The sequence below is a fragment of the Streptomyces sp. NPDC043870 genome (assembly GCF_056435785.1).
Window position 1 is genome coordinate 45,912 of record NZ_JBWKDT010000007.1, and the last position, 19,750, is coordinate 65,661.

Here is a 19,750-nt window from a genome sequence, read left to right on the forward strand (position 1 = left end):
GACGGGAGGGCGATTGTCACAGCCCGACCTTTCGGTAGCGGCGCATCAGCACGGCGTACGAGCCGGCGATGAGCGCGAGGACGACCAGCAGATAGACCACGCCGGCTCCGGTGCCGGGGCCCTGTCCTCCGGGGAAGGAGGAGGTCGCGCCGAGGAAGGCGGTCTGCACGCCGTCGATGAGGGTGATGGGCGAGAAGAGGCCCAGCCACTCCACGGCTCCGCCCGAGCCGGTCTCGTGTGCGATGGCCTGGACCGTCGACACCGCGCCGTAGGTGATGGTCAGGGTGGCGATGACGGCGGCGACGCCGAAGCCGCGGCGCGGGGTGAGCGCGGCCATGACGAGGCCGAGGCCGCCGAAGAAGAGCGAAAGGAGCGCCACGGAGACCAGCCCCTGCACGAATCCCTTGGTCTGGTCGGAGAAGTCCATCTTCGCCAGCAGCGAGCCGATGTAGAGGATCAGCAGCGGGGCGCCGGTGAGGACGAACAGGGCGGAGGCCATCGCACCGAGCTTGGCGACGACGTAGTCGACTCGCTCGATGGGCCGCGAGAAGTACAGCGGCACGGTCTTGAAGCGCAGGTCCCGGGAGACGGACTGCGGGGCCTGGGCCGCCAGGAAGAGGCCGATGACCGCCTGCGTGACGATCGCATAGCGGGTGTAGTCGAGCGGCAGATCCTTCATCTTGGTGGCGACCGCGACGGCCACGATGATGGCCGCGGGCACGCACATCACTGCGAAGAGGATCATCGGCAGCACCTTGGACTTGGCGGAGCGGCCGAGTCCGTAAGCGCCGCGCAGCGACTGCGAGTAGAGCGAGCGGCGGGCGTAGGCCCGGCCGAGGCGCGCGCCTTCGTAGTTGCGGTATCCGATGTTGTGGATACGTGTGGTCTCGGTGCGGGGTGTCTCGGTGTGGGTCGTCCCGTTGCTCATCGCGCCGGCACCTCCATGGGCTGGGCCGCTGCTTGCGGGCGGAAGACCTCCGCGATGTGGTGGCGGCGCTGTTCCATCCGTACGAGGCCGAGGCCCAGGGTGGCGACGGTGTCGCGGACGGTGTCGTACGTCTCCTCGCCGGTCGCCTCCAGCAGGAGGATGTGACCGGCTCCCGGCAGCCCCTCCTCGACGCCCTCGTGCAGCGTGATGCCGGCGGCCGCCAGGGCCTCTCGGAGTGCCGCCGTCCCGTCTGGGTGGGCGTCGGAGTCGGTGACCTCGACCGCGAGCGTGGTCGTGATCTGGGTGAAGTCGCTGGTGGAGCTGGAGCGCAGCAGAGTTCCGCCGTCCACGACCACTACGTGGTCACAGGTGCGCTCGAGTTCGCCGAGCAGGTGGGACGTGACCAGGACCGAGATGCCGAAGTCGGTGTACACGCGGCGGATCAGGCCGAGCATCTCGTCTCGGCCGACCGGGTCGAGGCCGTTGGTCGGCTCGTCGAGGAGCACCAGCTGCGGGTCGTGGACCAGCGCCTGCGCGAGCTTCACGCGCTGCTTCATGCCGGTCGAGTAGCCGCCGATGGGGCGGTACCGCTCCTCGTAGAGGCCGACGTGGCGCAGGGTGTCGGCGGTGCGCTCACGTGCCGCGGTCGGCGGGAGTCCGGACATGCGCGCCATGTGGACCACGAACTCGGTGGCCGAGACATCGGGCGGCAGGCAGTCGTGCTCGGGCATGTAGCCGACGCGCTCACGGATGGCGGCGCCGGAGGTGGCGACGTCCAGGCCGAGCACCTCGGCCCGGCCTTCCGTGGCGGGGGACAGACCCAGCAGGATCTTGATCAGTGTGGACTTGCCGGCTCCGTTGGCGCCCACGAGTCCGGTCACACCGGGCCCGATGTCCAGGGAGAGCCGGTCAAGCGCGGTCACCCGGGGGAACCGCTTGCTCAGGCTTTCGGTCACGATCACAGTCACGGTTCGACGGTAGTGGCGCAGACCACACGCGACGTCAACCCTGGCGGCTGGATCCGCATCCGACTCCAGGCGTACGGGCCCGTAGGGGGCCACGCCGAAGGAGGACTTGCGCGGAGTCGTCCACAGGCCGGTGCATGACCCTTGACGCAGCCGCCGGGCATTGTCACATTCATCAGTGTCAAGTTACGGGCACTCCCCCGTGACTCTCGTACGGGGGCACCCCCCATCGCACACGAACGAGGGACGGACGGTGGCATGGCCGGCAAGACCTCAGCAGTGACCACAGAACTCGCGGCCGAGCTGCGGGGGTTCCGGGAAGTGCAGCGCCTGGCGTACGAGTGCGCGGAGGCCGTCGCGGCGCAGCTCAAGCCCGGAGTGACCGAGCGCGAGGCGGCGCGGATGCAGCGGGAATGGCTGCGCGGGCGCGGCGTGCGCGACTGGTTCCATCTCCCCTTCGCCTGGTTCGGCGACCGTACGGCGTTCGTCGGCTTCCGCATACCGCTGCAGTTCTTTCCGACCAACCGGCGGCTGGAGGCAGGAATGCCCTTCATCCTCGACATGGCTCCGGTCTACAAGGGCTTCACTGCCGACATCGGCTATTCGGGCTGCCTGGGCCTCCACCCCGTGCACGACAAGCTGCTCGACGATCTTCAGGCGCACCGCGAGCTGATTCTGCGCGAGGTGCGCGAGCGACGCTCACTCCGCGAGATCTATGAGGACGTCGACCGGCTGATGGTCCGGCAGGGGTATGCCAACCGGCATCGCGCGTACCCCTTCGGCGTCATCGCCCACAAGGTCGACCGGGTCAAGGAGCGCTCCTGGTCGCCGACGCTCTTCGGGTTCGGCACGCAGTCGCTGAAGGGGCTCGCGAGCGACGCGCTGCACGGCCACCGGGACGGCTGGTCGCCGCTGTGGTCGCCGTACAAGTTCTCCGACCACCCGCCCCAGCCGGGGCTGTGGGCGGTCGAGCCGCACCTCGGCTTCCGGGGTACGGGCGCCAAGTTCGAGGAGATCCTGGTCGTCACCGACTCCAAGGACCCGGAGCAGAGTGCGTTCTGGCTGGACGACGACCTGCCGCATGTGCGGCGCTGGAGCGAGGAGGGGTCGTGAGCGACGCACGCGAGGCCGCCGGGCCGCGGACAGAAGTGATGGCCGAGCCTCTGCGCCGAGCGGGCGGAGAAGCGAACAACCGGGAGGCGGCGTGAAGACGGGAATCGAGGGCGCGCGCCGGCGATGGGTGCGTACGGGCGGGATCGAGCTGTGTGTCGCGGAGCTCGGTGACGAGATGCAGCCGACGGTGCTGCTCGTGCACGGCTACCCGGACAGCAAGGAGGTGTGGTCCGAGGTCGCGGCCCGGCTCGCGGAGCGCTTCCATGTGGTGCTGTACGACGTACGGGGGCACGGCCGCTCGACAGCGCCGGTGCCGCTGCGCGGCGGTTTCACCCTGGAGAAGCTGACGGACGACTTCCTGGCGGTCGCGGACGCGGTCAGTCCGGACCGTCCGGTGCATCTGGTCGGGCACGACTGGGGATCCGTGCAGTCCTGGGAATTCGTCACGGTGAAGCGGACCGAGGGCCGGATCGCCTCGTTCACCTCGATGTCAGGGCCCTCGCTCGACCACTTCGGGCACTGGATCAAGCAGCGCATGACCCGGCCGACCCCGCGCCGTGTCGGTCAGCTCCTCGGTCAGGGCGCCAAGTCCTGGTACGTGTACATGCTGCATACGCCGGTACTGCCCGAGCTGGCCTGGCGCGGGCCGCTGGGCAAGCAGTGGCCGAAGATCCTTCAGCGGGTCGAAAAGGTACCGGCCGGCGACTACCCGACACCGTCGCTGCCTTCCGACGCGGCGAACGGCGCCTGGCTCTACCGCGACAACGTCCGCGCCCGGCTGCGCCGTCCCCGCTCCGACGCGTACGCCCACGCACCGGTCCAGCTGATCACACCGACCGGGGACGCCTTCCTCTCCGAGCGGCTCTACGACGATCTGGCCCAGTGGGCGCCGCAGTTGGTGCGCCGCACGCTGCCTGCCAAGCACTGGGTTCCGCGCACCCGCCCGGACCAACTGGCTGTGTGGATCACCGAGTTCGTGACGGCGCACGAGGAAGGAGGGCCGGCCTGGCCGGCTCCCGCAAGCGCGGCCGCCGGTCCGCACACCGAGCGGTTCGGCGGGCAGCTCGTGCTGGTGACGGGCGCGGCCAGCGGCATCGGGCGGGCTACGGCCTTCGCCTTCGCCGAGGCTGGGGCGCGGGTCGTCGCCGTGGACCGGGACGCGGAGGGCGCGGCGAGGACCGCGGAGTTGGCGCGGCTGATCGGCGCACCGGCGGCCTGGGGCGAGACGGTGGACGTCAGCGACGAGCAGGCCATGGAAAAGCTCGCAGAGAAGGTCGCCACCGAGTACGGCATCGTGGACGTGCTGGTCAACAATGCCGGGATCGGTCTCTCCGGCTCGTTCTTCGACACCACGAGCGAGGACTGGCGCAGGGTCCTCGACGTCAATCTGTGGGGCGTCATCCACGGCTGCCGCATCTTCGGCAAGCAGATGGCCGAGCGCGGCCAGGGCGGCCATATCGTCAACACGGCCTCGGCCGCCGCCTATCAGCCCTCCAAGGCACTCCCCGCGTACTCGACGTCGAAGGCCGCGGTACTGATGCTCAGCGAGTGCCTGCGGGCGGAACTGGCCGGCCAGGGCATCGGGGTCTCGGCGATCTGCCCGGGCATTGTGAACACGAACATCACGGCGACAGCGCGCTTCGCCGGCGTCTCCGAGGAGGAGCAGCAGCGCCGCCAGCGGAAGTCCTCCCGGCTGTACGGGCTGCGCAACTACCCGCCGGAGAAGGTCGCTGAGGCGGTCCTGCGCGCCGTCGTGAAGAACCAGGCGGTGGTTCCGGTGACTCCGGAGGCCCGCGGCGCCCGGCTCCTGTCCCGCTTCACGCCCAAGGCGCTGCGGGCGATAGCCCGGCTGGAGCCTCCACTGTGAGCGAGCGCCATGTGATCGCGCCGCGACGCAGGGTGTCGTTCGGCGCCGCGATACCCCGCTGCTTCCGGCGGTCGTACCATCCCTCGCAGGAGGGCTCGCTCCGCAGGGCCGTCGGGTATTTCGCGACATCGCCGGTGGCCCGTGCGGCGGCGGGGGCGGTGGGCCGCGCCGCCATCGGGCAGTAGGGAGTGATCGTGTCCGGGGATCAGGCAGTCGAGTACCGGATCGAGGACCTCGCGCATCACAGCGGCGCCACGGTCCGGACGATCCGTGCCTACCAGGACCGCGGACTGCTGCCCAAGCCGGAACGGCGCGGCCGGGCCAATGTGTACGGGGTCTCGCACCTCGCCCGGCTGCGGCAGATCGCCGATCTCCTCGACCGGGGGTACACACTGGCCTCGATCAAGGAACTGCTGGAGGCCTGGGACGCGGGGCGAGGGCTCGGCGGGGTGCTCGGTCTGGTCGCCGAGGTCCAGGGTCCGTGGACGGACGAGGAGGCGGACAGGATCAGTCGCGCGGACCTGGACGAGACCTTCGGGGGGAAGCCCGACGAGGACGCCATCGCCGAGGCGGTGGAGCTCGGAGTACTGGAGCGCATCCCCGGCCGGGACGACGAGTTCCTCGTTCCGAGCCCCCAGGAGCTTGCCGTGGCCGCCGAGTTGTACGCGGCGGGCGTGCCACTGCTCGCAATCTCCGGCCATCTGAGGGAACTTCGAGGCCAGGTGGAGCACATCGCCTCTCGTTTCCTGGAGTTCACCACCGAGCATGTCTTCGCCCGCTATCTCGGGCATCGGCCGCCGACGGAGGTGGACGCGGCGGAGGCTGCGGCGATGGTGCGCCGGCTGAGGCCGCTCGCACAGCAGACGGTCGATGCCGAACTGGCCCGGGCGATGCGGCTGTTCGCGACCCGGCACCTTCAGCACCACCTGAGCGCGGAAGGTCCGGTGCCACAGGGCACCGAAGCCCGATCAGTGGCACTGCCCGCCGGGACAATCCGGGCTGTACAGCGGCTGGTCGGCCCGGAGAACGCCGCAGCGTTCATCACGGCCGCGACCGAACGGGAGGTTCATGCACGGACATTGGACGCACTTACCGCAATTCATCCAGAACAAGGTGAAGTTGATCAAAAGAAGTAAATTGCCTGGCCGTTGTCCACAGAGACGCCAATTCCCTTGTGGATAACCGCACTTGGTTGTGGAACAAACATTTCGATCACTGTCGTCCGGATGAAAATCACGTGGCGGCACACCGACCTTCCACGGGACTCTGACGGCATGGACGAACAGCGCACCGTCAAGGTGTCGAAGTACCTGTCGAGACATCTGCGTCATCAGCCGGAGCAGATCGGACTCACTCTGGACGCGAACGGCTGGGTCGAGATCGGCGAGCTGATGCGGGCCGCGGCCGCGCACGGCTTCCGGTTCACCCGGGCCGAGCTGGACCACGTCGTCGCCGTCAACGACAAGCGGCGCTTCACGATCGACGGCCCGCGGATCCGCGCCAACCAGGGCCACACCGTCGAAGTCGACCTGGACCTGCCGCCCGCCGAGCCGCCCGCGTATCTCTACCACGGCACCGTCGCCCGCAGCCTGGACGCGATCCGTGCCGAAGGACTGCGCCCGATGGCCCGCCACCATGTCCACCTCTCGCCCGACCGGGAGACCGCGACCCGCGTCGGCGCACGCCGCGGCCGTCCCGTCGTCCTCTCCGTGGACGCGGGAGCGATGCACCGTGCGGGCCATGTGTTCCATGTCAGCGCCAATGGCGTCTGGCTCACGGACGCGGTCCCGCCGGCGTTCCTGCGCTTCCCGACTGATCCCGGCTGATCCCCGACTGACCTCGGCTGACCCCGACTGACCCTGCCCCGCCCCCCGGCCGCCCCCGCCTGATCCCCGGATTCAGCGGACGACCACGGCACACCACGGCTGACCTGCACATACCCCGGCTGATGCGCACAGCGGCGAGGCCGGTGACAGGACCACCGTACGCTGGAGGGCATGACGTCTCCTCTGCGCCTGAGCACCGTGATCCTTCCTGTGCACCGCTGGAACGAGAGGGGCCGGGCACTCTGGCAGCGCGCCGAGGAGCTTGGTTTCCACGCCGCCTACACCTACGACCACCTGGCCTGGCGGACCTTCCGCGACGGTCCGTGGTTCGGAGCCGTGCCCACCCTGACGGCCGCCGCCGCGGCCACCGACAGGCTGCGTCTGGGCACCCTGGTGACCTCGCCGAACTTCCGGCACCCGGTCACCCTCGCCAAGGAACTGATCACCCTCGACGACATCTCCGACGGCCGGATCACCCTCGGCATCGGCGCGGGCGGCAACGGCTTCGACGCGAACACGCTGCTGAAGAGCGACGAGGAGCCCTGGACCCCGCGCGAGCGCGCGGACCGCTTCGGCGAGTTCGTACCCCTGCTGGACAAGCTGCTGCGCGAGCCGGCCGGGACGACGTACGAGGGCACCTTCTACTCGGCGACCGAGGCGCGGAACGTGCCCGGCTGCGTCCAGCGGCCCCGGCTCCCCTTCGCCGTCGCCGCCACCGGCCCTCGCGGGCTGAAGCTCGCCGCCCGGTACGGACAGGCTTGGGTGACGACGGGCGACCCGAAGCTGTACGAGGCGGGCACCCCTGAGCAGTCGGTCGAGGCCATCGCCGGGCAGTTCACGAAGCTGGGCAAGGCCTGCGCTGACGCCGGCCGGGATGCGGCGGAACTCGACAAGATCCTGCTCACCGGATTCACCCCCGACTTCAACCCGGCCACCGCCGCCCCCCGGCTGGGCCGCCCGCTGGAGTCCGTGGACGCGTTCGTCGACTTCGCCGGCCGGCACGTCGATCTCGGCTTCACCGAGATCGTCATCCACTGGCCCATCGCCGACTCGGTCTTCGCAGCCGACGAGAAGGTCTTCGAGCAGATCGCGACGGAGGGCCTGGCACAGCTGCGCTGAGCGGCCGGGTGGTCGGTACTCAAATGTGCGCCCGCCCGCACGGCCGTGCGCCTGGTACGGAAGAATGCGTGCGTGACCTCAGCTAACGATCCTCTGCCGCTCCCCGCCAATGTCCGGCTGATCGCCACCGACCTCGACGGCACCCTGCTGCGCGACGACAAGTCGGTCTCCGACCGCACCGTCGCGGCGCTCGCCGCCGCCGAGGAGGCAGGGATCGAGGTCTTCTTCGTCACCGGCCGCCCGGCCCGCTGGATGGACGTCGTCAGCGATCATGTCCACGGCCACGGCCTGGCGATCTGCGCCAACGGGGCGGCGGTCGTCGATCTGCACGCCGGCGGGGAGCTGCTGGAGGTCCGCCCGCTGGAGCGCGGGACCGCGCTCGATGTCGTAGAAAGGCTGCGGGAGGCGGCACCCGGCACGTCGTTCGCGGTCGAGACCGCCACGGGCATCCACTACGAGCCGGCCTACCCGCCGTTCCATCTCGACCCGGGCGCCACCGTCGCCACCGCCGAGAAGCTGCTTCACGAGGAAGAGCCGGGTTCCGGCGCTCCGGTGCTCAAGCTGCTCGCCCACCACGCGGAACTGACCCCCGACGGTTTCCTCACGCTGGCCCGCACGGCCGCCGGCGAAGTCGCGACAATCACCCGCTCCAGCCCGAGCGCGCTGCTGGAGGTCAGCGGTCTCGGCGTCTCCAAGGCCTCCACGCTCGCCCTGTGCTGTGCCGAGCGCGGAATCTCTGCGGACGAGGTCGTCGCGTTCGGGGACATGCCCAACGATGTGGAAATGCTGACCTGGTCAGGCACGTCGTACGCGATGGGCAACGCCCACCCGGACGTCATCGCCGCCGCGTCCGGCCGGACCGTCGCGAACAACGAGGACGGCGTAGCGGTCGTCATCGAGCAGATCCTGGCCGCGCGCCGGGCCTAGGTCCTGTCCGGTGGATCAGGTCCAAGGGCCTGGCGGGCCGGGCCCGACGGCGCCGGCCCCAGGCCCACGGCCCGCTGGCCACGGCCCACCACCCACGGCTACAGCCAGACACCGCGCTCCCTCAGCCAGCCCACCGGGTCCACCCCCGACCCCAGATACGGAGTGAGTCGCGCCTCGAAGTGCAGGTGCGGTCCGGTCGAGTTGCCGGTGGTGCCGGTCTGACCGACCCACTCGCCGGTACCGACCCAGTCCCCCTGGTCGACCGTGACCGCGGCGAGGTGCGCATACTGCGTGTACCAGCCGTCGAGGTGCTGGACGACGACCTGCATCCCGAAGCCACCGCCGCAGGAGACGGAGACCACCCGTCCCTCGCCGACCGACCGCACCGGTGTGCCGATGCCGACGGCGAAGTCCTGCCCCGTGTGCCTGCTCGCCCAGTGCGTGCCCGAGCTGTTGAAACCGGCCGACAGTGTGTAGTGCTCGACCGGCGCCACCCAGGCCGACCCATGCGGTGGTTCCGGCTGGCTGAGCCGGACCGCGCCCGCACACTGCCCGGCGGCCGCACTGCGGTTCGCCTGCGCCTGCAGCGTCCACTGCGCCGACTCCAGCTTGGTCTCGACGCCCCGCTTGATCCGCGCCAACTCCGCGGTGCGCGCATCCAGGCGCTCCCAGGCCTCGCGGGCCTTCTCCTCCATCGCGGCGGTCCGGCGCTCGGCCTTCTCCGCCTCGCCCATCAGCTGGTTCACGGCCATCTCGGCCTTCCGGGCGACCTGACCCCCACTCAGCATCGCGTCCGGGTCGTCGGCGAGCAGCAGCTGAACGGAGAGGGGGAGCGAACCGCCACTGCGGTACTGGGCACGAGCCACCACACCGATCTCGTCGCGGATCGCCTCGAGCTCGTACCGCACGTCCGCCAACTCCTCCTCGAGCTGGTCGACTCGTACCCGCTCGGCGTCCGCGGCGCGCCGCCCCTGCTCGTACGCCTGGGTGGCCTGCGCCGCCTCCTGGTACAGCCGGGCCACCTGGGCGCTGACGCTCGGCCCGTCGCTCGCTATGGCCGGCGACGCGGGCAGCAGAGTGAAGGAGGCCAGCAGCACGCACAGCAACGGCATGAACAGGCTCCGCTGGAAGTGGTTTTGTTCGTGTCGCATGCTCGGATCGTCACATCGGATATGTCCGGTGTGCTACATTTCGCCGTTTTCATGCCGCCATCCGGCCCAGTCTGCCCGGAGGGGCGGAGGCCTCTGCCCGGAAGAGGCGGGGTCCGACGCGGCGTCAGATCCGCGACGTTCATCAGATCCCGCATCAGATCCCCGACTCCGCATCAGATTCCCGGCGGGCGCTGCGGGCGGGGCAGCCTACGGCTGGAGCGGGGCTTCCCGGATCACGGTGAGCTCGGTGGACAAGCCCTCGAGGCTTCGGGTCGCCTGTGTGGCGGCTTCGAGGCGGTCCTTCGGATCCTCAGGATCTCCGACGGAGCCCGCGGGATCCTTCGCTTCGGGCGCTGTCATGCCCCCGAGAGCAGTAATTCCTATGTGGCGTGGAAAGTCAGCTCCTTGAGCCGGCTTCCCAGGAGATCAGCGGCCCGCTCGCGCTCCAGCATGCGGCGCAGCGGGCCCTCCGCCTCCGCAAGCTCGGCGTAGGGGCCGCGCTGCACCGTCCGGCCGTCGTCCAGCACCAGCACCTCGTCGACCGCTTCGAGGCCCCGGAGCCGGTGGGTGATCAGCACCGTCGTACGTCCTTCGGTGGCGGTCAGCAGATCCGCGGTGAGCGCATCCGCCGTCGCCTGGTCGAGGTGCTCGGCCGGCTCGTCGAGCAGCAGTACGGGGAACTCGGCAAGGAGCGCACGGGCCAGGGCGAGGCGCTGGCGCTGGCCCCCGGAGAGCTGGGCGCCGTGCTCGCCGACATGGGTGTCGAGGCCGTACTGCAGTCCGTCGGCCCACTCCAGCAGCCGGGCGGCGGCGAGCGCTGCACGCAGTTCGTCCTCGGACGCTCCGGTACGGGCGAGCCGCAGGTTCTCGCGGATGGAGCTGTCGAAGAGGTGGGCGTCCTGTGCGCAGAGCCCGACGAACTGCCGCACGGTGTCCCCGTCCAGCGCCGCCGCGTCCACTCCACCGATCGTGTACGTCCCTGCCCGCGCGTCCAGGAAGCGCAACAGCACCTGGGCAAGAGTGGTCTTGCCCGAACCGGAGGCGCCGACCACCGCGATCCGCCGGCCCGCCGTGAGCGTCAGATCGAACCCGGTGAGCGCGTCCCGCTCCTGGCCCGCGTGGCGGGCCGCGAGCCCACGGACCTCCAGCGGGAACGCGGACGCGGGCGCCGGGGCCGGCGCCGAAGGCTCGTGCACCGGCGCGGGAGCGTCGATCACCTCGAAGACCCGCTCGGCGCTCCGCTTCACCCGCTGCCGGTACTGCACGGCGAGCGGAAGCCCGGTGACCGCCTCGAACGCGGCGAGCGGCGTCAGGACGACGACGGCGAGCTCGACACCCTCGATCCGGCCCGCGTGCACGGCCATGACGCCCGCGTACGCGGCGAACGCGACGGTCAGTCCACAGGCCACGGCGGACAGCCCACCGCCGAGCGCGGTGGCGGTCGCTGCGCGCGACGCGATCCGGGTGAGTCCGTGATCGGCCTTCCGTACCGCGGCCATCCGGTCCTTCAGCGCCCCGGCGACGGTCAGCTCGGCCGTACCGCGGAGCAGATCGACGACCCGGGTGGCGAGCACACCGCGGGCGGGGGCGAGCCGCCGCTCGGCATTCCGCGCGCACGCCCAGCTGACCATCGGCACGGCCACCCCGGCGACGAGCAGGCCCACGGTCAGTACCGCACCGGCCTCCGGCAGGAGCCAGGCAGTGAACCCGACCGAACCTGCCCCGACGAGGACCGCGGCCCCCGCGGGCAGCAGCCATCGCAGCCAGTAGTCCTGGAGTGCGTCGACATCCGCGACGAGCCGCGACAGCAGGTCACCCCGGCGGGTACGGCGCAGCCCGGCCGGCGCGATCCGCTCCAGCCGCCGGTACACGCCGACCCGCAGATCGGCGAGCATCCGCAGAACGGCGTCGTGCGACACCAGCCGCTCGGCATACCGGAACACGGCCCGCCCGATCCCGAAGGCCCGTGTCGCCGTCACGGCCACCATCAGGTACAGCACCGGCGGCTGCTCCGACGCCCGCGAAATGAGCCACCCGGAAACCGCCATGAGCCCCACGGCCGACCCGAGCGCCAAGCTCCCGAGCACCAGCCCCACAACGAGCTGCCCCCGCAACGATCCCGCCATCGCCCGCACCCGCGCCAGCGCCCCGAGGCGAGTGCCCTCGCCCGCATGCCTCAGTGCGGCGGCACTCGGGCCCGTACCCGCGCCGGCCCCCGCAGGTGCGACCTGCGGACCGCTCGGCGCAGACGGCTGCGGCCCCCCGGAAGGGCTGGGAGAACCTGGGGTTCCCCCCTCGACGGCAGGCCGGAGCTCCACCACCCGGTCCGCCAGTGACAGCAGCGCCGGCCGGTGGACGACCAGCAGCACCGTCCGCCCCCGCGCCAGCCGCCGCACCGCGTCCACGATGCCCGCCTCGGTCTCACCGTCCAGCGCGGCCGTGGGCTCGTCGAGCAGAAGAAGCGGCCGGTCCGCGAGGAAGGCCCGGGCGAGCGCAAGCCGTTGGCGCTGCCCGGCGGACAAGCCCTCGCCGTCCTCGCCCAGGACCGTGTCCATCCCCTGCGGCAGCCCGGCCACGAAGTCGTACGCCCCCGCGTCCCGCAGCGCCGCCGCGACGTGCGCGTCATCCGCGTTCGGGCGGGCGAGCCGCACATTCTCCGCGACCGTTCCGGCGAAGAGACAGGGCCGCTGCGGCACCCAGGCAATGTGCCGGCGCCATGCCTCAAGGTCCACAGAGGCCAGGTCCACCGGGGCCTCACCGGCGCTCCCGATCCGCACGGCCCCCTCGTCCGGCGGCGCGAACCCCAGCACCACATCCAGCAGCGTCGACTTCCCGACCCCGCTCGGCCCGACCAGCGCGACGGTCTCACCGTTCTCCACCACGAGAGACGCCGCGTCCAGCGAGGGCTCGGACCGCCCCTCATGCCGTACGGTCACGGACTCCAGCTCCAGCCGGATTCCACGCGCGCCCGGCACCGCCGCCGTGCCGCCCGTGCGGACCGGCGCCTCCAGTACCGCGAAGATCTCCTCAGCCGCCGCGAGCCCCTCCGCCGCCGCGTGATACTGCGCCCCGACCTGCCGGATCGGCAGATACGCCTCGGGCGCGAGGATCAGCACCACGAGGCCGGTGTAGAGATCAAGTTCGCCGTGGACGAGCCGCGTCCCGATGCCGACCGCCACCAGCGCCACCGACAGCGTCGACAGCAACTCCAGCGCGAACGACGAGAGAAACGCGATCCGCATCGTCTTCAGCGTCGCGCGCCGGTACTCCGACGTGATCGTCCGGATCGACTCGGCCTGCGCCTTCGCCCGCCCGAAGACCTTGAGCGTCGGCAACCCCGCGACCACATCCAGAAAGTGCCCCGACAGCCGTGACAGCAGCTTCCACTGACGGTCCATCCGGGCCTCGGTGGCCCAGCCGATCAGCACCATGAAGACCGGAATCAGCGGCAGGGTCACCACGATGACCGCCGCCGACACCCAGTCCTCGGTCACGATCCGCGAGAGGACCGCCACCGGGACCACAACCGCAAGTCCGAGCTGCGGCAGATACCGGGCGAAGTAGTCGTCGAGTGCGTCCACGCCTCGCGTGGCCAGGGCGGCCAGTGAACCGCTCCGCTGTCCGCTCAGCCATCCCGGGCCCAGCCACGCAGCCCGGTCCAGCAGCCGCATCCGCAGCTCGGACTTGACCGCCGCACTCGCCCGGTACGCCGCCAGTTCGGTCAGCCAGGCCACCAGCCCCCGACCGGCCGCGACCGCCGCCAGCAGCATCAGCGGAGTCCACAGCTCGGAGGCGTCCAGTCCTCGCTGGAACGCCCCCACGACGACCTCGGCAATGAGCATCGCCTGGGCGACGACCAGCGCCGCCCCGGCAAGACCAAGGGCCACCACGGCCGCCATGAAGAGGCGTGTGGCCCTGGCGTACCGAAGCAGACGCGGGTCGACGGGTTTCACGTGAAACATCCCTCAGTCAGGGGACTCGGCGGTCCCTGCGGAACTCAGTGCGAGTCGGCGATGTGCTGCGTTCCGATCCGCTTCCGGAACACCCAGTACGTCCACCCCTGGTACAGGAGCACCACGGGTGTGGCGATCGCCGCACACCACGTCATGATCTTCAGCGTGTACGGGCTGGACGAGGCATTCGTCACGGTCAGGCTCCACTCCTCATGGAGCGACGACGGCATGACGTTGGGGAAGAGCGTCAGGAAGAGCATCGCGACCACGGCCACGATCGTGACGCCCGACAGTGCGAACGACCACCCTTCGCGCCCCACCTGGTTCGCCACGATCGCGCCGACGAGTGCCACCACGGCGACGATCATCGCGACCAGGCTGGTCCCGTCACCCTTCTCCGCCTGGGTCCAGCTCAGGAAGCCGAGTGCCAGCACAGCGGTGATCAGCCCCAGCGTCAGCGCCAGCTTCCGCGCCCGGCCGCGGATGTCCCCGACGGTCTTCAGCGCTGCGAACACCGTCCCGTGGAAGGTGAACAGGAACAGCGTCACCAGTCCGCCGAGGATCGCGTACGGATTGAGCAGGTCACCGAAGGTGCCGACGTACTCCATCTCCGCGTCGATCTTCACGCCGCGCACGATGTTCCCGAAGGCCACACCCCACAGCACCGCCGGCACCAGCGAGGTCCAGAAGATCGCCTCCTCCCAGTTGCGCTGCCACCGCTCCTCAGGCCGCTTCGCCCGGTACTCGAACGCGACACCGCGCACGATCAGACAGACCAGGATGATCAGCAGCGGCAGATAGAAGCCGGAGAAGAGCGTGGCGTACCACTCGGGGAACGCGGCGAACGTCGCACCACCCGCCGTCAGCAGCCACACCTCGTTGCCGTCCCATACAGGACCGATGGTGTTGATCAGGACGCGCTTCTCGACCCGGTCACGGGCGAGCAGCTTCGTCAGAACGCCGACCCCGAAGTCGAAGCCTTCGAGGAAGAAGTAGCCGGTCCAGAGGACGGCGATGAGTACGAACCAGACGTCGTGGAGTTCCATGCCTCGGCTCCCAGTCCTCGGTCTCAGTAGGAGAAGGCCATAGGCCGGTCGGCGTCACGGTCGTCGCCGCCGATCTTGGTGGGCGGATTGAGGTCGGATTCGGTGAGCTCGGGAGGCCCGGCCTTGACGTACTTCACCAGCAGCTTGACCTCGATCACGGCGAGCACCGCGTAGAGCGTTGTGAAGACGATCATCGAGGTGAGCACTTCACCCTGGGAGACGCCGGGGGAGACCGCGTCACGGGTGCGGAGCACGCCGTACACGACCCAGGGCTGCCGCCCCATCTCGGTGAAGATCCAGCCCCAGGAGTTGGCGATCAGCGGGAAACCGAGCGTCCAGATGGCGAGCAGCCAGTACAGCCGGGTGAGCTTCGGGCCGAGCGGCTTCTTGAACAGCACCACATGCGGCACTTCGTCCTCACCCACCCGCAGCGCCGACGGCAGCATGAACTTCTTGCGGGTCAGCCAGAGCCCGGCCAGGCCGATCGCGAACGAGGCCATTCCGAAGCCGATCATCCAGCGGAAGCCCCAGTAGGTGACGGGGATGTTGGGCCGGTAGTCGCCCGGCCCGTACTTCTCCTGCTCGGCCTTGTTGGTGTCGTTGATCCCCGGCACGTACGAGGTGAAGTCGTCGTTGGCCAGGAAGGACAGCAGACCGGGGATCTCTATCGCGACCTTGTTGTGGCCCTTGTCGACATCGCCGTACGCGAAGACGGAGAAGGGCGCCGGACCCTCGCCGTCCCAGAGCGCCTCGGCCGCGGCCATCTTCATCGGCTGCTGCTTGAACATGACCTTGCCGAGGAAGTCGCCGCTGAGCGCGGTGAGCAGACCGGCGATGACGACGGTGACCAGCCCCAGCCGCAGCGAGCTCTTCATCACCGGGATGTGCTTCTTGCGCGCGAGGTGGAAGGCAGCGATGCCGACCATGAACGCGCCGCCCGTGAGGAAGGCAGCGGAGAGGGTGTGGAAGACCTGCGTGAGGGCGGTGTTCTGGGTCAGCACGAGCCAGAAGTCGGTGAGCTCCGCCCGCCCGTTCTCCTTGTTGATCCGGTAGCCGACCGGGTGCTGCATCCAGGAGTTGGCCGCCAGGATGAAGTACGCGGAGAGGATCGTGCCGATGGAGACCATCCAGATGCAGGCGAGGTGGATCTTCTTCGGGAGCTTGTCCCAGCCGAAGATCCACAGCCCGATGAACGTGGACTCGAAGAAGAAGGCGATCAACGCCTCGAAGGCGAGCGGGGCTCCGAACACGTCGCCGACGAAGCGCGAGTAGTCGGACCAGTTCATGCCGAACTGGAACTCCTGCACGATGCCGGTGACCACGCCCATCGCGATGTTGATCAGAAAGAGCTTGCCCCAGAACTTGGTTGCCTTGAGGTACTTCTCCTTCTCCGTACGCACCCATGCCGTCTGCAGTCCCGCCGTCAGGGCGGCCAGCGAGATCGTCAGAGGGACGAAGAGGAAGTGGTAGACGGTGGTGATGCCGAATTGCCAGCGCGCCAAAGTCTCTGGCGCCAGAGCTAGGTCCACGTCGTCTCTCCTTACGTCGGCGTGGTCACATCGGCGCGGTCACGGCAGTTTGCCCTGTTGATCCCACCGATTCCGGTAGATTCAGGACCTGCTTGTGAACGCGTTCACATTCACAAGCATTATGGCTCATACGAAATCCGCACCATCGACCGGGGTCCCCCTATCGGCCACCGACGCCGACCCCGGTTACCCGACAGTCACCCTTCCCCAAGACTTCAACATATTGTTGAATCTGTCGAATGAAGATCCGAATCTCCTGGCCCGCCGGACAGCTCACGGCGACCCTCGAAGAAACCCCCACGAGCACGGCGCTCGCGGGGGCTCTCCCGGTCTCCTCCACCGCCCACACCTGGGGCGAAGAGGTCTACTTCACTGTGTTCTCCCGGGGGACGACCCCCGGAGCATCCGGCCACATCTCCCCCGCCCTCGAGGCCGACGCCCGCCAGGTGGTGGACCCGGGCACGGTCGCGTTCTGGACCGAGGGCGACGCTCTGGCACTGCCGTACGGACCGACGCCCATCTCTCTGGGCGACGAGCCCCGCCTCGCGAGCCCGTGCAACATCCTCGGCCGGATCGACGGCGATCCGCGCGTGCTCGCGACCGTACGGCCCGGCGACCCGATACGCGTCGAGCCCGTGACGGACTGAGACGCGCGTCCCCGGGGGCACGGCGCACCCCGGGAGAGCCGCCCGGACACCCCGGGCGCCCGGGCGGCTACAGCTCCTTGCGGAACGCCTCCGCCGTCTGCAGGAACACGTCATTCGCCTCGCACTCACCGATCGTGACCCGCACGCCCTCACCGGCGAACGGCCGCACCACGACCCCGGCCCGCTCGCACGCCATGGCGAAGTCGACCGTGCGCTCGCCGAGCCGCAGCCAGACGAAGTTCGCCTGTGTCCGCGGCACGGTCCAGCCCTGCTTCACCAGCCCGTCGTACACACGCGTCCGCTCGGCGACCAACGAGCCGACCCGCCCGAGCAGTTCGTCCTCCGCACGCAGCGACGCGACCGCGGCGTCCTGGGCGAGCTGGCTGACACCGAACGGCACCGCCGTCTTGCGCAGCGCGGCGGCCACCGGCTCATGGGCGATCGCGAAACCGACCCGCAGCCCCGCCAGCCCGTACGCCTTCGAGAAGGTACGCAGCACGGCGACGTTCGGCCGGTCCCGGTAGATCTCGATGCCGTCGGGCACGTCGACGTCCCGGATGAACTCGCGGTACGCCTCGTCCAGCACCACCAGGACATCGGACGGGACCCGGTCGAGGAACCGTTCCAGCTCCGCCCGGTGCACCACGGTGCCCGTGGGGTTGTTGGGGTTGCAGACGAAGATCAGCCGGGTCCGGTCGGTGACCGCGTCCGCCATCGCGTCCAGATCGTGCACATCGCCCGAGGTCAGCGGGATCGGCACCGCCGTGGCCCCGCTGATCTGGGTGATGATCGGATACGCCTCGAAGGACCGCCACGCGTAGATGACCTCGTCGCCCGGCCCCGACGTGGCCTGCAGCAGCTGCTGGGCGACGCCTACCGAGCCGGTGCCGGTCGCCAGATGCGAGACGGGCACCCCGAACCTGTCGGCAAGCTCGTTCATCAGGCCCGTGCAAGCCATGTCCGGGTACCGGTTGAAGCCGCCGGCCGCGGCGATGGCGCTCTGCATCACGCCCGGCAGCGGCGGGTACGGGTTCTCGTTGGAGGAGAGCTTGAATGCGACCGGACCGCCTGGCGCAGCGGGCTTGCCGGGCTTGTATGTGGGGATGCCGTCCAGCTCGGCGCGCAGCTTGGGGCTCGTCTCGCTCACCGCAGGTCCTCCTCGACCGTCGACCTCAGGCCGTACACATCAGTACCGCTCACCAATACTGCTCACCTTATGAGGATTCCCCGCTCCTGCGAATGGGCGGACGGGAACCGCGAGGAAAGCGGACGGCAACCGCGGGGAAGGGGGGAGCGCTCCCCGCCTGGCGCGCGCCGGTAGCTCGCTCCGTGGCGCGCATCCCCCGTAGTGGTGAGTTGAGACCTCTTCGAGACATCGGTCATTCGGCAGGCCTATACCGGCCGATAACCGCGAGACCGGCGCCGCATCCGCCAACTCCCTTAACTTCAAAGGCAATTGGGTATCCCAGACCATGCAGAAACGTACCTGTCAACGACTGCATATGCGACCGGCCCAACCGCCTGCCATCGCCCTACTATCGGCCTGCCATGACAGCAGCAGGGAAGCACCAGGTGAGCCGGACGGAGACAGCACGCCGGGGCAGCCGGCAAGGCCGGGCGGGCATCCGGGACGTAGCCGCCGCAGCCGGTGTCTCCATCACGACCGTCTCAGACGCACTGAACGGAAAGGGCCGGCTCCCGGACGCCACCCGCCGCCATGTCCGCGAGGTCGCCGACCGGCTGGGCTACCGCCCGTCGGCCGCGGCCCGAACCCTCCGTACCGGCAAGTCGGGACTCATCGGCCTGACCGTGACGACGTACGGGGATGAACCTTTCACCTTCACAGAATTCGCGTACTTCGCGGAGATGGCGAGAGCCGCGACCTCCGCCGCGCTCGCCCGCGGCTACGCCCTCGTCATCCTCCCCGCCACCTCACGCCATGACGTCTGGTCGAACGTCGCCCTCGACGGCACCGTCGTCATCGACCCCTCCGACCACGACCCGGTGGTCACCGAGCTGGTCCGCCAGGGTCTCCCCGTCGTCTCCGACGGACGCCCCGCCGGCACCCTCCCGGTCACCGCATGGGTGGACAACGACCACGAAGCCGCCGTCCTCGCACTGCTCGACCACCTCGCCGCCGCCGGCGCCCGCCGGATCGGCCTGCTCACCGGCACCACCACCGACACCTACACCCGGCTCTCCACCACCGCGTATCTGAACTGGTGCGAGCGCGTCGGCCAGGATCCGGTCTACGAGGCGTACCCCGCGCACGACCCGTGCGCCGGGGCCGTCGCCGCCGACCGGCTGCTCGCCCGGCCCGACCGGCCCGACGCCGTCTACGGTCTCTTCGACCCCAACGGCACCGACCTGCTCGCCGCCGCCCGGCGGTACGGGCTGCGCGTCCCCGACGATCTGCTGCTGGTCTGCTGCAGCGAGTCCACGGTGTACGCCAACACCGAACCGCCCATCACCACCCTCTCGCTCAAACCGCGGCGGATCGGCACCGCCGTCGTCCAGCTGCTCATCGACGCCATCGAGGGAATCGACGGCGGCCGTCCGGTCGAGCAGGTGATACCGACCGAACTCATCGTCCGTACGTCGTCGCAACGCCGTTCGCCACGGACGACCGTCAGCCCCCCGCGGTCGCCCTCCCAGGACGAGACGCAGGACTAGACGCAG

General features: G+C 69.8%; 16 protein-coding genes and 1 pseudogene. 9 read left to right on the top strand and 8 right to left on the bottom strand.

All coding sequences use genetic code 11. The features are described from left to right. Positions 1–16: 16 nt before the first annotated feature. Together AC0699_RS11655 and AC0699_RS11660 are read right to left on the bottom strand one after the other, a co-directional pair. Positions 17–928, bottom strand: coding sequence for an ABC transporter permease (locus AC0699_RS11655; RefSeq protein WP_478658675.1), 912 nt, complete (start codon positions 926–928; stop codon positions 17–19). Then, positions 925–1,890, bottom strand: a complete 966-nt coding sequence (locus AC0699_RS11660; RefSeq protein ID WP_478659097.1) for an ABC transporter ATP-binding protein — start codon at positions 1,888–1,890, stop codon at positions 925–927. The genes AC0699_RS11655 and AC0699_RS11660 overlap by 4 nt, the downstream gene beginning before the upstream one ends. Positions 1,891–2,151: 261 nt before the next feature. Here AC0699_RS11660 and AC0699_RS11665 point away from each other — a divergent pair, with 261 nt between their 5' ends. From AC0699_RS11665 to AC0699_RS11695, 7 genes and pseudogenes are all read left to right on the top strand, one after another. Further along, a complete protein-coding gene (locus tag AC0699_RS11665; protein ID WP_478658678.1) occupies positions 2,152–3,006 on the top strand; it encodes a M24 family metallopeptidase in 855 nt (284 codons plus the stop codon). A 91-nt stretch (positions 3,007–3,097) separates the two neighbouring features. Next, positions 3,098–4,873 (top strand): SDR family oxidoreductase, encoded by a 1,776-nt coding sequence (locus AC0699_RS11670; RefSeq protein WP_478658680.1) that lies wholly within the window; start codon positions 3,098–3,100, stop codon positions 4,871–4,873. 41 nt (positions 4,874–4,914) lie between these two features. Further along, a pseudogene (locus tag AC0699_RS11675) lies at positions 4,915–5,058 on the top strand (metal-dependent hydrolase); the annotation flags it as partial. 9 nt (positions 5,059–5,067) lie between these two features. Then, positions 5,068–6,009, top strand: coding sequence for a MerR family transcriptional regulator (locus AC0699_RS11680; protein WP_478658683.1), 942 nt, complete (start codon positions 5,068–5,070; stop codon positions 6,007–6,009). A 138-nt stretch (positions 6,010–6,147) separates the two neighbouring features. Beyond that, a complete protein-coding gene (locus AC0699_RS11685) occupies positions 6,148–6,699 on the top strand; it encodes an RNA 2'-phosphotransferase (protein WP_478658685.1) in 552 nt (183 codons plus the stop codon). A gap of 171 nt (positions 6,700–6,870) precedes the next feature. Next, complete coding sequence (locus tag AC0699_RS11690) at positions 6,871–7,818, top strand: LLM class flavin-dependent oxidoreductase (protein WP_478658688.1); 948 nt, start codon at positions 6,871–6,873, stop codon at positions 7,816–7,818. 72 nt (positions 7,819–7,890) lie between these two features. Further along, positions 7,891–8,745: a Cof-type HAD-IIB family hydrolase gene (locus tag AC0699_RS11695; RefSeq protein WP_478658690.1), complete on the top strand. Its 855-nt coding sequence runs from the start codon at positions 7,891–7,893 to the stop codon at positions 8,743–8,745. Between the two features lie 98 nt (positions 8,746–8,843). Here the strand turns inward: AC0699_RS11695 and AC0699_RS11700 are convergent, their stop codons facing one another. The 5 genes from AC0699_RS11700 to AC0699_RS11720 form a co-directional block, all read right to left on the bottom strand. After that, the gene (locus AC0699_RS11700; protein WP_478658692.1) at positions 8,844–9,896 is read right to left on the bottom strand and encodes a murein hydrolase activator EnvC family protein; all 1,053 of its coding nucleotides are present in this window, start codon (positions 9,894–9,896) and stop codon (positions 8,844–8,846) included. A gap of 207 nt (positions 9,897–10,103) precedes the next feature. Then, positions 10,104–10,256 carry a hypothetical protein gene (locus AC0699_RS11705; protein ID WP_478658694.1) on the bottom strand — a complete coding sequence of 51 codons (153 nt, stop codon included), beginning with the start codon at positions 10,254–10,256 and terminating at the stop codon, positions 10,104–10,106. 20 nt (positions 10,257–10,276) lie between these two features. Continuing rightward, positions 10,277–13,849, bottom strand: a complete 3,573-nt coding sequence (gene cydD / locus AC0699_RS11710; protein WP_478658696.1) for a thiol reductant ABC exporter subunit CydD — start codon at positions 13,847–13,849, stop codon at positions 10,277–10,279. Positions 13,850–13,893: 44 nt separating this feature from the next. Beyond that, positions 13,894–14,895, bottom strand: coding sequence for a cytochrome d ubiquinol oxidase subunit II (gene cydB / locus AC0699_RS11715; protein WP_478658698.1), 1,002 nt, complete (start codon positions 14,893–14,895; stop codon positions 13,894–13,896). A 23-nt stretch (positions 14,896–14,918) separates the two neighbouring features. Then, complete coding sequence (locus tag AC0699_RS11720) at positions 14,919–16,424, bottom strand: cytochrome ubiquinol oxidase subunit I (protein ID WP_478658700.1); 1,506 nt, start codon at positions 16,422–16,424, stop codon at positions 14,919–14,921. A gap of 239 nt (positions 16,425–16,663) precedes the next feature. Here AC0699_RS11720 and AC0699_RS11725 point away from each other — a divergent pair, with 239 nt between their 5' ends. Further along, positions 16,664–17,071, top strand: a complete 408-nt coding sequence (locus AC0699_RS11725) for a cyclophilin-like family protein (RefSeq protein WP_478658702.1) — start codon at positions 16,664–16,666, stop codon at positions 17,069–17,071. Between the two features lie 67 nt (positions 17,072–17,138). Here the strand turns inward: AC0699_RS11725 and hisC are convergent, their stop codons facing one another. After that, positions 17,139–18,218: a histidinol-phosphate transaminase gene (gene hisC / locus AC0699_RS11730; RefSeq protein WP_478658705.1), complete on the bottom strand. Its 1,080-nt coding sequence runs from the start codon at positions 18,216–18,218 to the stop codon at positions 17,139–17,141. Positions 18,219–18,619: 401 nt separating this feature from the next. On the opposite strand from hisC, the gene AC0699_RS11735 reads away from it, so the two are divergent. After that, positions 18,620–19,744 carry a LacI family DNA-binding transcriptional regulator gene (locus AC0699_RS11735; protein ID WP_478658707.1) on the top strand — a complete coding sequence of 375 codons (1,125 nt, stop codon included), beginning with the start codon at positions 18,620–18,622 and terminating at the stop codon, positions 19,742–19,744. The last annotated feature ends 6 nt before the right edge of the window (positions 19,745–19,750 follow it).